General features: G+C 40.5%; 11 protein-coding genes. 3 read left to right on the forward strand and 8 right to left on the reverse strand.

Going from position 1 to position 12,493, the window contains the following annotated elements; all coding sequences use genetic code 11:
* Window positions 1–312: 312 nt before the first annotated feature.
* The 6 genes from carB to QM419_RS03970 form a co-directional block, all read right to left on the reverse strand.
* Window positions 313–3,489 (reverse strand): carbamoyl-phosphate synthase large subunit, encoded by a 3,177-nt coding sequence (carB, locus tag QM419_RS03945; RefSeq protein WP_414277960.1) that lies wholly within the window; start codon window positions 3,487–3,489, stop codon window positions 313–315.
* A 201-nt stretch (window positions 3,490–3,690) separates the two neighbouring features.
* On the reverse strand, window positions 3,691–4,770 hold the full coding sequence (locus tag QM419_RS03950; RefSeq protein ID WP_414277961.1) for a carbamoyl phosphate synthase small subunit: 1,080 nt from the start codon (window positions 4,768–4,770) through the stop codon (window positions 3,691–3,693).
* 49 nt (window positions 4,771–4,819) lie between these two features.
* Window positions 4,820–5,743 carry an aspartate carbamoyltransferase catalytic subunit gene (locus QM419_RS03955; protein ID WP_414277962.1) on the reverse strand — a complete coding sequence of 308 codons (924 nt, stop codon included), beginning with the start codon at window positions 5,741–5,743 and terminating at the stop codon, window positions 4,820–4,822.
* Between the two features lie 17 nt (window positions 5,744–5,760).
* Window positions 5,761–6,282, reverse strand: coding sequence for a bifunctional pyr operon transcriptional regulator/uracil phosphoribosyltransferase PyrR (pyrR, locus tag QM419_RS03960; RefSeq protein ID WP_214262110.1), 522 nt, complete (start codon window positions 6,280–6,282; stop codon window positions 5,761–5,763).
* Window positions 6,283–6,491: 209 nt separating this feature from the next.
* Window positions 6,492–7,121 (reverse strand): endonuclease III, encoded by a 630-nt coding sequence (gene nth / locus QM419_RS03965; protein WP_414277963.1) that lies wholly within the window; start codon window positions 7,119–7,121, stop codon window positions 6,492–6,494.
* Complete coding sequence (locus QM419_RS03970) at window positions 7,122–7,664, reverse strand: YceD family protein (protein ID WP_414277964.1); 543 nt, start codon at window positions 7,662–7,664, stop codon at window positions 7,122–7,124.
* Window positions 7,665–7,832: 168 nt separating this feature from the next.
* Between QM419_RS03970 and QM419_RS03975 the strand changes: the two genes are divergently transcribed.
* Together QM419_RS03975 and QM419_RS03980 are read left to right on the forward strand one after the other, a co-directional pair.
* Complete coding sequence (locus tag QM419_RS03975) at window positions 7,833–8,162, forward strand: helicase BlpT (protein WP_414277965.1); 330 nt, start codon at window positions 7,833–7,835, stop codon at window positions 8,160–8,162.
* Window positions 8,163–8,405: 243 nt separating this feature from the next.
* Window positions 8,406–9,965, forward strand: a complete 1,560-nt coding sequence (locus QM419_RS03980; RefSeq protein ID WP_414277966.1) for an ATP-binding cassette domain-containing protein — start codon at window positions 8,406–8,408, stop codon at window positions 9,963–9,965.
* 44 nt (window positions 9,966–10,009) lie between these two features.
* On the opposite strand, the gene htpX is transcribed toward QM419_RS03980, so the two are convergent.
* Together htpX and QM419_RS03990 are read right to left on the reverse strand one after the other, a co-directional pair.
* On the reverse strand, window positions 10,010–10,909 hold the full coding sequence (gene htpX / locus QM419_RS03985) for a zinc metalloprotease HtpX (protein ID WP_414253476.1): 900 nt from the start codon (window positions 10,907–10,909) through the stop codon (window positions 10,010–10,012).
* 1 nt (window position 10,910) lies between these two features.
* Window positions 10,911–11,471, reverse strand: coding sequence for a LemA family protein (locus tag QM419_RS03990; RefSeq protein ID WP_414253974.1), 561 nt, complete (start codon window positions 11,469–11,471; stop codon window positions 10,911–10,913).
* Between the two features lie 94 nt (window positions 11,472–11,565).
* On the opposite strand from QM419_RS03990, the gene rsmG reads away from it, so the two are divergent.
* Window positions 11,566–12,279, forward strand: coding sequence for a 16S rRNA (guanine(527)-N(7))-methyltransferase RsmG (gene rsmG, locus QM419_RS03995; RefSeq protein WP_414277967.1), 714 nt, complete (start codon window positions 11,566–11,568; stop codon window positions 12,277–12,279).
* Window positions 12,280–12,493: the final 214 nt, after the last annotated feature.

Genomic DNA, 12,493 nt, shown 5'->3' on the forward strand with positions numbered 1-12,493 from the left:
ATACAATATTTTTCTCTAACCTTAGCTCTTATATCATACCATAAGTCTGACCTAACTTCAAATAATTATGTGCACCTGAAATCGTTTACTTTATTATATTTTAGGTCTTTTTAACACCCTATGATTTGTTATATATACTTATATGTAAATGTGCATTATCCAGAGTTATGTCTATTTTTTTAAAATCAATTAATTTAAAATTATACTATTTTTATATATTTAATTAGGTCCAGATTTTGCATTTAATTATTTGTGAAAAATGATAGCAACGTTTTCATCAAAAAAAAGATTCTCTTACGAGAATCTTTTTTATCAGATAGCCTCTGTAACAAAGCTTCTGCTTTCTAATACTTTTAACATAGCATCCGCTGTATCCAAAGCTGTAAAGAGAGGAACTCCATGTTCAATAGCTGAACGGCGAATTTGTTCTCCGTCCTCATCTGCTGTCCGTTTGGTACCGACGGTATTGATGATTGCTTGAATTTTTCCTTTGCGGACGTAGCTTGGGATATCGTGTTCATCATGACCGATTTTACCAACAAGTTGAGTCTGTAATCCATGACTTGCAAAGAACTCCGCTGTTCCTGCAGTTGCAAGGATTCCGTAGCCAATATTTTGGAAACGACGCGCCAATTCCAAGGCTTCTTCTTTTGCATCGTCTGCGATGGTAAAGACAACATTCCCAAAGGTTGGCAAGTGGAGGTATGAAGCTTCAAAAGCTTTATAGAGGGCTTTTTCAAGAGTGGTATCAGACCCCATAACTTCCCCTGTTGACTTCATTTCAGGACCAAGAAGGCTGTCTACCTTAGCTAGTTTGGTAAAGGAGAAGACTGGCGCCTTGATATGGACGCGAGTACTTTCTGGGTAAAGTCCATCTTGGTAACCAAGTTCTTCGAGACTTTGACCAAGAATCAACTTAGTCGCTACCTGTGCCATTGGGATATTGGTTACTTTAGAAAGGAATGGAACAGTACGGCTGGCACGTGGATTGACCTCAATAACGTAGACTTTCTCATCCTTGATGACAAACTGAATGTTCATCATACCAAGACAGTTGAGGCCAATTGCAAGACGTTTAGTATAGTCTGCGATGGTTTCTTGAACCTTTTGAGACAAGGTTTGTGGAGGATAAACAGCCATGGAGTCACCTGAGTGGACACCAGCACGTTCGATATGCTCCATGATACCAGGAATAAGGACATTTTGTCCATCTGAGATAGCATCAACTTCACATTCTTGTCCAACGATATAAGAGTCGACAAGAACTGGATGGTCTGGACTTGCCTTAACCGCAGTACGCATGTAAGAACGAAGATCATCTTCATTCTCAACGATCTCCATAGCACGTCCACCCAAGACATATGAAGGACGAACAAGGACTGGGAAACCAATCTTGCGAGCTGCAAGCACTGCTTCTTCTTCGTTTGTTGCAGTCTGTCCAGGAGGCTGTGGAATATCCAAGTCTTTGAGGGCTTGTTCGAAGAGGTCACGGTCTTCGGCACGGTCTAGGTCAGCAACCTGCGTACCAAGGATAGTCACACCTGCCTTAGCCAATGGCTCTGCAAGGTTAATAGCTGTTTGACCACCAAACTGAACGATAACGCCTTTTGGTTGCTCAAGGTCAATGACATTCATGACATCTTCAAATGTCAATGGTTCAAAGTAAAGTTTATCCGATACAGAGAAGTCGGTTGAAACGGTCTCTGGGTTCGAGTTCATAATGATGGCTTCGTAGCCAGCAGCTTGAATCGCCTTAACTGAGTGAACAGTCGCATAGTCAAACTCAACCCCTTGACCGATACGGATTGGACCTGAACCTAGGACCAGTACAGATTCCTTTTCAGACTTGATCGATTCATTTTCCCAACCATAGGTTGAATAGAAGTAAGGAGTTTCTGATTCAAATTCTGCCGCACAAGTATCAACCATCTTGTAAACTGGGACAATTTTGTTTTCCAAACGTAGTTGGCGAACTTGATCAGCTGTAGTATTCCAGAGTTCAGCAATCTTACGGTCTGAAAAACCATTGAGTTTTGCCGTTTTTAGGACTGCTACATTTTGTGGATGTGCGCCCAATTCTTGCTCAATTTCAAAGATATGCAAGAGTTTATCAAGATAGAAGATATCAATCTTAGTCAAGTCAGCAATCTCTTCTGGTGTATAACCACGACGAATGGCTTCTGATACGTAGAAAAGACGGTCATCCTGTGCTTTGACAACTTTTTCAATCAAGGCATCATCTGAGACATCTGCAAGTTCAGGCATTTCATTATGGTGAACGCCAATTTCTAGCGAGCGACAAGCTTTAAGGAGAGATTCCTCAATGTTACGACCGATGGCCATGACTTCTCCAGTTGCCTTCATCTGGGTACCGAGACGACGTTCACCCTTTTCAAACTTATCAAATGGGAAACGTGGAATCTTGGCAACGACGTAGTCAAGGGCTGGTTCAAACATAGCATAAGTTGAACCTGTAACAGGGTTAATAACCTCATCCAAGGTCAATCCTACAGCAATCTTAGCAGCCAATTTAGCAATTGGATATCCTGTTGCCTTAGAGGCAAGAGCTGAAGAACGAGATACACGAGGATTTACTTCGATGACATAATACTTAAAACTGTGCGGATCCAGAGCTAACTGAACGTTACATCCACCTTCAATCTTGAGAGCGCGGATAATGCTCAAGCTGGCGTCACGAAGCATTTGGTTTTCATAGTCTGACATGGTTTGCGCTGGAGCAAATACGATGGAATCCCCTGTGTGGATCCCAACTGGGTCAAAGTTTTCCATGTTACATACAACAAGGGCATTGTCAGCTGAGTCACGCATCACTTCGTACTCGATTTCCTTGAAACCTGCAATAGAACGTTCAATCAAACATTGGGTAACAGGTGACAACTTCAAACCATTTTCAGCGATTTCACGCAATTCTTCCTCGTTGGCACACATACCACCACCGGTACCACCAAGAGTGAAGGCAGGACGGACGATAACTGGGTATCCAATCGTCGCAGCAAAGGCAACTGCTTCTTCAACTGTATTTACAATTTCAGATTCTGGAATCGGCTGTTTCAGCTCTTCCATCAATTGTTTAAAGAGATCACGGTCCTCAGCTTGGTCAATGGCAGACAATTTAGTACCTAGAAGTTCTACTCCAAGCTCATCTAAGATTCCGTTTTTAGACAATTCCATGGCCATATTAAGCCCTGTTTGCCCCCCAAGAGTTGGAAGCAAAGCATCTGGACGTTCCTTACGGAGAATACGAGTCACAAACTCAAGTGTGATTGGCTCGATGTAAACCTTATCTGCAATTTCCTTATCAGTCATGATGGTTGCAGGGTTTGAGTTTACCAAGACAACCTCGTAACCTTCCTCTTTCAAAGACAAGCAGGCTTGGGTTCCAGCATAGTCAAACTCAGCAGCCTGACCAATAATAATTGGACCAGAACCAATCACCATAATTTTTTGAATATCAGTACGTTTAGGCATTTATAAGATATTAAGGGCGTCAAGCGGACAAAGCTAAAATAGGAGTTATGACGAAGAACTGTCAGTTCTAGAAATAACTATCTTTTAAGCACCGTCCGTAGCCCGTATTCAGTTCAGCAAATACGGACCACCCTTCTCCTTTCTATTCGTCGCCTCACAGAGCGACATTAAATAAATTCTCCGACGATTTCACACTCGTCATTAATTTGTTTGTTTAAAGGCTTCCATCATCTCAATGAACTCGTCAAATAGATAACTTGCATCGTGTGGACCAGGAGCTGCATCTGGGTGGAATTGCACGGAGAAACCTGGTAGATATCTGTGACGTACGCCTTCAACTGACTTGTCATTTATTTCTTCGTGGGTGATAATCAAGTGCTCTGGTAAGTCCTCACGACTAACGGCATAACCATGGTTTTGACTAGTAAAGTCCACTCGCCCTGTAGCAATTTCACGCACTGCGTGGTTAAAACCACGATGGCCAAATTTCATCTTGTAAGTCTTGGCACCATTTGCCATTGCAAAGAGTTGATGCCCCATACAAATACCAAAGATCGGAATCTTACCAAGAATCCCACGAATCATATCAAGTGCTTCTGGTACATCTTCTGGATTTCCCGGACCATTTGATAACATGACACCATCTGGGTTCAAATGTAGAATTTCTTCAGCCGTTGTTGTATATGGAACGACAGTTACGTTACAATCACGTTTAGATAGTTCTCGTAGAATCGAGTGTTTTAGTCCAAAATCAACAAGAACAACACTTAACCCGACTCCTGGAGCAGGATAAGAAGTCTTGGTAGAAACTTGTCTGATATTGTCAGTTGGTAAGACCGTTGCTTGAAGTTGGTCAGCAACGTGATCCATACTATCTCCAGCGTGTGTCAAGGTAGCTCGCATAGTTCCATGTTTACGGATAATCTTTGTGAGAGCACGCGTATCAATTCCTGAAATACCAGGAATTTTCTTAGCTTTCAAGAATTCATCCAGCGTCATTTGATTTCGCCAGTTACTTGCTCTACGTGCCTCTTCAAATACTACAACACCCTTACAGGTTGGGCTAATAGATTCGTAATCATCACGGTTAATTCCATAATTCCCCACCAATGGATAAGTGAAGGTCAAAATTTGTCCATTATAAGACTGGTCTGTAATGGATTCTTGATAGCCTGTCATCCCTGTATTAAAGACGATTTCCCCTGTTACATCAATATCTGCACCGAAGGCTTTACCTTCAAAAACTGTGCCATCTTCTAAAACTAGAAGTCGTTTTGTCATATTCTCACCTCTCGTGGACGCTCACTGGCGTCTTTTAACGTTTTGTGTCTTATTTGGCTTTTCTACTTGCCAATACGGATTCTAAGATTGCCATTCGAACAAATACTCCATTGGTCATTTGTTGGACAATGCGTGATTTTGTTGCTTCAACAAGATGATCGGCAATTTCTACATCCCGATTAACAGGAGCCGGATGCATAATGATTGCTTCTTCTTTTAAGCGATTATAGCGTTCTTGGTTCAAGCCATGTTGAGCGTGATACTCTTCTTTTGAGAATACTGCTCCACTTTCGTGGCGTTCATGTTGAACTCGAAGCAACATCAGAACATCCACCTGATCAACAATCTCATCAATGGTTACAAACTGTCCGTAGTCTGCAAACTCTTGACTTCTCCATTCCTCAGGTCCTGCAAAGTAAAGTTCAGCTCCCAAGCGCTTCAGAATTTGCATATTGGACTTGGCTACACGTGAATGGTCCAAATCACCAGCAATCGCAACCTTGAGCCCTTCAAAACGACCAAATTCTTGGTAAATTGTCATCAAATCAAGCAAGCTTTGGCTAGGATGTTGCCCTGATCCGTCGCCACCGTTGATAATGGAAGTCGTAATCGTTGGACTCGCAATCAATTCTCTATAGTAATCAACCTCTGGATGACGAATAACACAGACATCTACGCCAAGAGCAGACAAGGTCAGGATTGTATCATACAGTGTCTCCCCCTTATTCACTGAGCTTGTATTCACATCAAAGTCCAGTCGTTCCAATCCCAATTTAATCTCAGCAACTTCGAAAGACTTATGCGTTCTTGTCGAATTTTCAAAGAAAAGATTGGAAACAATAGGATGGTCTTCGTAGGGTAACTGAGAACCGTTTTTAAACTCGATCCCTCGTTTAATCAATTTCATAACCTGATCCACAGTGAGATCTTCCATGGACACCACATGTTTAAGTGCTTGTTGATTTTCTGACATGGCTACTCCTTTAGCTATTAAGCTTCTTCAGTAATCAAAACTCTATCTTGGCCATCAAGTTCTGTCATCTCAACGATGATTTCTTCCGAACGACTGGTTGGAATATTTTTCCCAACGTAATCTGGACGAATTGGTAATTCTCTGTGTCCACGGTCAACTAACACCGCAAGACTCACGCGCGCTGGGCGACCATGTCCAACAATATTATCGATAGCAGCACGAATTGTACGTCCTGTATAGAGCACATCATCCACCAAAATAACTTCACGATCTGTCACATCGACAGAAACTAATGAAGTATCCTCCCCACTTTTGACATCGTCACGGAAGGGTTTGGTATCTAGTTCAACAACAGGAACAGAGATATTTTCCAATTGTTCCAAACGTTCTTGGATACGGTGAGCAATAAAGACACCACGTGTTTTAATTCCCGCTAAAATGATTTTATTCAAATCTTTGTTGCGTTCGATAATTTCATAAGTGATACGCGTAATTGCTCGCTTGACGGTTAATTCGTCAACAACTTCTTTTGTCTTCATGACAAACCTCCAAAAAGAAAAGTCTCCTTACACAAGGAGACTTGAGAATGTATAACTAAGCGAGCCCTACTGCAAACAGTATAGACTTACCCTTCTACTTTATCGAGCTCCTTGCCTGCCTCACGGGACAGGTTTAAAGGAATATTTTATTGTCCTTACTATATCACAAAGCCCAGTGCAAAGCAAGTAAAAACATTCAATACTTGGCCTTATAATGAACTAAAATCGTATAACTGTGGATAGTGTTCGCATTCTGGATTTTTGGGATGACAGATAGCACGACCAAAGTAAATCATGGCCTGATGCGCCGCCAACCACTTTTCTGGTGGCAAGACTTCCATCACACGTTTTTCAACTTCTAATGGTGTAGCTGATTTTTTAACAATATCATGGTGTTTACAAATGCGCTCCACATGGGTATCTACCGCAAAAGCTGGAATTCCAAAACCCACACTCATGACTACATTAGCTGTTTTACGCCCAACTCCTGCCAAACTTTCTAATTCCTCACGTGTCTGAGGAACCTGACCGCCAAAATCATCCAGAAGTTGTTGGGCACATTTTTTGAGGAATTTTGCTTTGTTTCGATAAAGACCTAGACGAGAAATATGTTTAGCAATTTCACTCTCACTGGCATCTGCCATGGCTTGAGGCGTAGGGAAGGCTTCAAAAAGAGCTGGAGTTGCTTTATTTACCGCAGCATCTGTCGTTTGAGCAGACAACATAACTGCAACTAAGAGTTCAAAATGATTGCGAAAATCTAGACTTGGTTTCGCATCAGGAAAAAGAGCAATGATTTCTTCTATGACATGACGGGCACGTTTCTTGGATAAAACCATCTACTCATCTCCGTCAAACAGTCCTTGCAACCCTGCAAAAGGACTATTTTCTTCTTTCTTAACTGCTTGTTGGGCTTGATATTCTTCCTCTGTCATGATTTGCCAGTCATTTCCAGAAACAAATCCCTGACCTGCTTCCTCCTCAGCTGTTAAGACCTTGATTGGAATATTGAGCAAGATATTATCTGAAACACTTTCAGCCAAGTCAATTTCACCATTTTCAATCGGTAAAACTAAGTCATCATCTAGAACTTCTTGGTCCAGTTGATTGGTAGCACCTTCCATAAAGACTTCCGTTACTGGATATGATTCTTTCAATTCTACCGGTTCCATACTACGGCTAGAAGCTAGGACAATTGTATATGACAAGAGATAGTCTAGGAAAAACATTCGGCCTTCGTACTGAACCTTCCCTACTGCTTTGATATCTTTTACATCTAAAATTTCTTGATTACGAGCACGTAAGTCAGTTGCCAAGTCTAAAGTTTGCTCAAAGTGCAAGCCTTCAGGCTGCTTACAAATTTCTTGAATATTTAATTTCATACTTCCTCCATAAAGATTTACTCCCTTGATTATACCATGAAAAGAGCGCTAGCAAGGCAACTAAACTTTCAAAAAATCATTCTCTATTTTTTGATATATTTATTATGACAATTTTATTTTTTGTGCTATACTATAGGCATCAATACATGAGCAAAGGAGGACGCTCATATGGAAGACAAAGTTCTTTTAGCTGAAGCCTATCAACTCGTTTCAGAATTAAATCAAACTATACAAAACTGTAAACAAGGATTACCTGATGATCTACGCTTACAGCAAAATATAGACGAAATTCTCAGAGCGCTTAAAAAAGCTGAGAAAGTAGACAACGCTATCTTAATTGAACTGGAAACTTTTTACCAACGGACTAGTCTTTTGATTGGACTTGGCTCACTAAAACTAAACGATCAAGCCCGCACTGCTTGGAGAAACTATGACAAGTTCCACTTCGATCAAGTTAAGCACGTTTTGACACTCTATGGACCTGTTTTTGGTTTTTAAAAATAGAGGGGTTTCTGGCTTAATCTTGACAAATTTTCTCAAAAAGAGTATGATGATTTCAATAATACTCGGAGGTAAGGGAGACATGGACAACTAAGTCTATCAAATAAAGAACCTTTATTTAGTAGATCTTGTTTCTGTCTCTTTTTTGTGTGCTCTTTTTTTGCTTGATTTTCAGCCCTTTTAAAAGAGTTTTTTTGACATAGACGATTGGCTCTACTAGGTAAAGTAGAGCTTTTTGTTATGCAATATGAACATTCTAGAAAGGACAATAATATGATAAAAATCAATCATCTGACCATCACACAAAACAAAGATTTACGAGACCTTATTTCCGATTTAAACATTACAATCCAAGATGGGGAAAAGGTCGCTATTATCGGCGAAGAAGGCAATGGAAAATCAACCTTACTGCGAACTTTAATGGGGGAAAGATTAGCTGATTTCACTATCAGGGGAGAAATCAAATCTGACCTTAGGTCCCTGTCCTACATTCCTCAAAAACTAGCTGAGGACCTGAAAAAGAAAACTCTACATGACTACTTCTTTTTAGAGTCTACAGATTTGGACTACAGCATTCTTTATCGTTTGGCTGAGGAGTTGCACTTTGATAGCGACCGTTTTGCTAGCGACCAAGAAATTGGCAGTCTATCAGGGGGCGAAGCTTTGAAAATTCAGCTCATCCACGAGTTAGCCAAACCTTTTGACATTCTATTTTTAGATGAACCTTCAAATGACCTAGACCTTGAGACGGTTGATTGGCTAAAAAGGAAGATACAGAAGATGAAGCAAACAGTTATTTTCATTTCCCATGATGAAGACTTTCTTTCTCAAACGGCTGATACTATCGTCCACTTGCTACTGGTCAAGCATCGGAAAGAAGCGGAAACGCTAGTCGAGCATTTAGACTATGATCGCTATAGTGAGCAGAGAAAGGCTAATTTTGCCAGACAAAGTCAGCAAGCTGCTAACGACCAGAGAGCCTATGATAAAACCATGGAAAAACATCGCAGAGTCAAGCAAAAAGTAGAAACTGCCTTGCGTAACACTAAAAATGATGTTGCGGGCCGTCTATTAGCTAAAAAGATGAAAAATGTTCTTTCTCAAGAAAAACGCTACGAAAAAGTAGCTCAGTCCATGACCCAAAAGCCACTTGAAGAGGAACAAATCCAACTTTTCTTTTCAGATATAGAGCCATTAGCAGCTTCTAAAGTCTTAATTCGACTGGAAAAGGAAAATTTGTCTATTGGTGAGCGTGTTTTAGCTCAGGAGTTACAACTAACTGTCCGTGGTCAAGAAAAAATTGGTATTATCGGTCCCAATGGCGTTGGCAAATCCACTCTTTTAGCAAAGTTACATCAACTACTAAGCGACAAAAGAGAGATTTCGCTTGGTTTTATGCCACAAGATTACCAAGAAACATTGCAATTGGCTCTATCGCCAGTAGAATTTCTCAGCCAAACTGGACATAAAGAGGAATTACAGAAAATCCAATCCTTCCTAGCCAGTCTCAATTTCAGTTATCCAGAGATGCACCAGCAAATCCACTCCTTATCTGGAGGTCAACAAGGTAAACTCCTTCTTTTGAATTTAGTTCTACGAAAACCGAACTTTCTCCTTCTGGATGAACCCACACGAAATTTTTCTCCAACTTCTCAACCAGAAATCAGAAAACTCTTTGCCACTTATCCCGGTGGTCTGGTTACTGTTTCGCATGATCGACGTTTCTTAAAAGAAGTCTGTGCCAGTATTTATAGTCTGACAGAGCATGGTTTAGAAGTAGTTGATTTACAAGATCTTTAACTTTTGGAAATAAAACATCCAGAGAAAGTTCTCTGGATGTTTTTTTACATTTGTTTCAAACGTTCAATTCGCTCTGAAATAGGTGGATGCGTATAAAATAGTTTTTTCAAGAAACCTGGTTTTTGAGGATCATTGATATAAAGGGCACTACTAGCATCATCTACATGATGACTCATGGGTTGACTATTGTCTAATTTTTGTAAAGCATTGATCATCCCCTGAGGATTACGAGTTAGTTCCACACTTGAAGCATCCGCTAAAAATTCTCGTTGGCGAGAGATAGCTAACTGCACCAAAGTTGCTGCTAAAGGCGCTAGAACAATGGCCAAGAGAGATAGGACCAATAAAATAATCTCAAGTCCTCCACCATCACGGTCATTACTTCTACGACTACGACTAGCTCTACCCCACCACATCATACGACCTGCCATACTCGATAAAAGGGTGATGGCACTGGCAAGAGCAACAGCAATGGTAGAGATTCGAATATCTAAGTTGCGAATGTGACTAACTTCATGCCCGATTACAGCTTCTAACTCCTCACGATTCATGATCTCTAAAAGTCCTGACGTCGCTGCAACAGCAGCATTTTGAGGATTCGAACCGGTGGCGAAGGCATTCAAACCCGGATCATCAATTACATAAACTCGTGGCATAGGAATCTGCGCCACCATTGCCATATCCTCGACAACATGATAGAGAACAGGTTCTTCGTTTCTATCAACCTCACGCGCACCATTCATGCTCATGACAATCTCTGTAGATTGAAAAATCATGGTCAAGGCATAGATGAAACCGATAATCATAGCTACAGTCACGCCCCAGATACCTGAGTTCATGAACAGAAAACCAACAGCATAACCAACCAAGGCTAGCAAAAGAAAGAAGACAATTAAAAGAATCCAAGTTTTACGTTTATTACTAGCAATTTGTTTGTACAGCATCTTAGTCACCTAAACCACTAAAATCAACTCTAGGCACAGCCTTTTCTTCTTCTGGAGTTTGAAGAAAATCCGCTGCCTTGAAGCCAAATATAGTCGCAACCAGATTACTTGGGAAAGTTTCTAATTTAATATTGTAGTTGCTCACGACACTATTATAGAGCTGACGTGAATAAGAAATTTTATTTTCTGTGTTAGTCAGTTCTTCTTGTAAGTGAGCAAAATTGCTACTAGCCTTCAAGTCAGGATAATTCTCTGCAACCGCAAAAATACCATATACCTTACGAGTCAGTGCATCACTAGCTTTCATGGCTTCTGCAGGTGTAGTTGCTGCAGCTACTTGTCTACGGAGTTCAGTCACCTTTTCTAGAGTAGAACTTTCGTATTTAGCGTAACCTTTTACTGTTTCAATTAAGTTTGGTAAGAGATCATTTCGACGCTTCAACTGAACATCAATCTGACTCCAAGCTTCCTTGGTCTGCATACGATTTTTCACCAATTTATTATAGCTGTCAATTACCAAGAAAATAATTAGAGCAAGAAGTCCATAAAAAATCCAATTCATCATAAAGCTCCTTTCTGCCTTTTGATTAGTACAAGTATATCAAATTTCCATGTTTTTGTGGTAAAATAAGATGATATACAAGAAGGATATAACTATGAAACCAGAAACTTTTTACACACTACTTGCTGAACAGAATATTAATCTTACTGACCAGCAAAAAGCACAATTTGAGCGCTATTTCGAACTCTTAGTCGAGTGGAACCAAAAAATCAACCTGACTGCAATTACTGAAAAGGAAGAAGTTTATCTTAAACACTTTTATGATTCCATCGCTCCTATCCTACAAGGGTTGATAGAAAACCAAGAAATTAAGTTACTTGATATTGGCGCTGGTGCAGGATTCCCAAGTCTTCCTATGAAGATTCTCTACCCTCAGCTAGATGTGACCATCATTGATTCACTCAATAAGCGCATTAACTTTCTTCAGCTTTTAGCTGAGGAGCTTAATCTAAAAGGTGTTCATTTCTACCATGGGCGTGCAGAAGATTTTGCTCAAGAGAAGAATTTCCGTGCCCAATTCGACATTGTGACAGCTCGTGCAGTTGCTCGCATGCAGGTCTTGTCTGAATTAACGATTCCTTATCTAAAGGTAGGAGGAAAACTTTTGGCACTTAAGGCCAGTAATGCACCAGAGGAATTGACAGAAGCCAAGAATGCCCTCAACCTTCTCTTTAGCAAGGTCGAAGACAACCTTAGCTATACACTTCCAAATGGAGACCCTCGCTACATCACTGTGGTTGAAAAGAAAAAGGAAACTCCAAACAAATATCCCCGTAAGGCGGGCATGCCAAATAAACGCCCACTTTAAAAATTTTAAAAATATACCACAAAATCTTGCCTCGCTTTCTCATTTCAAGGCTCGGGAAAAAATGATTTACAAAATCATACCTCGCGTCTTTGTTTCTTGGCTCGGGAAAAAATGATTTACAAAATCTCACCTCGCTTTCTCATTTCAAGGCTCAGGAAAAATTCGTTTACAAAACGAATTTTTTCTGCTATACTATCCTAAGCAAAGGTTTTTA

It is taken from the genome of Streptococcus infantis, assembly GCF_047464715.1.
Classification (GTDB): domain Bacteria; phylum Bacillota; class Bacilli; order Lactobacillales; family Streptococcaceae; genus Streptococcus; species Streptococcus infantis_S.

Bases quoted from the DNA above. Each gene is read 5' to 3' on its own strand.
- carB (WP_414277960.1), bottom strand. From the start codon at position 3,489: ATGCCTAAACGTACTGATATTCAAAAAATTATGGTGATTGGTTCTGGT.
- QM419_RS03950 (WP_414277961.1), bottom strand. From the start codon at position 4,770: ATGACAAAACGACTTCTAGTTTTAGAAGATGGCACAGTTTTTGAAGGT.
- QM419_RS03955 (WP_414277962.1), bottom strand. From the start codon at position 5,743: ATGTCAGAAAATCAACAAGCACTTAAACATGTGGTGTCCATGGAAGAT.
- pyrR (WP_214262110.1), bottom strand. From the start codon at position 6,282: ATGAAGACAAAAGAAGTTGTTGACGAATTAACCGTCAAGCGAGCAATT.
- nth (WP_414277963.1), bottom strand. From the start codon at position 7,121: ATGGTTTTATCCAAGAAACGTGCCCGTCATGTCATAGAAGAAATCATT.
- QM419_RS03970 (WP_414277964.1), bottom strand. From the start codon at position 7,664: ATGAAATTAAATATTCAAGAAATTTGTAAGCAGCCTGAAGGCTTGCAC.
- QM419_RS03975 (WP_414277965.1), top strand. From the start codon at position 7,833: ATGGAAGACAAAGTTCTTTTAGCTGAAGCCTATCAACTCGTTTCAGAA.
- QM419_RS03980 (WP_414277966.1), top strand. From the start codon at position 8,406: ATGCAATATGAACATTCTAGAAAGGACAATAATATGATAAAAATCAAT.
- htpX (WP_414253476.1), bottom strand. From the start codon at position 10,909: ATGCTGTACAAACAAATTGCTAGTAATAAACGTAAAACTTGGATTCTT.
- QM419_RS03990 (WP_414253974.1), bottom strand. From the start codon at position 11,471: ATGAATTGGATTTTTTATGGACTTCTTGCTCTAATTATTTTCTTGGTA.
- rsmG (WP_414277967.1), top strand. From the start codon at position 11,566: ATGAAACCAGAAACTTTTTACACACTACTTGCTGAACAGAATATTAAT.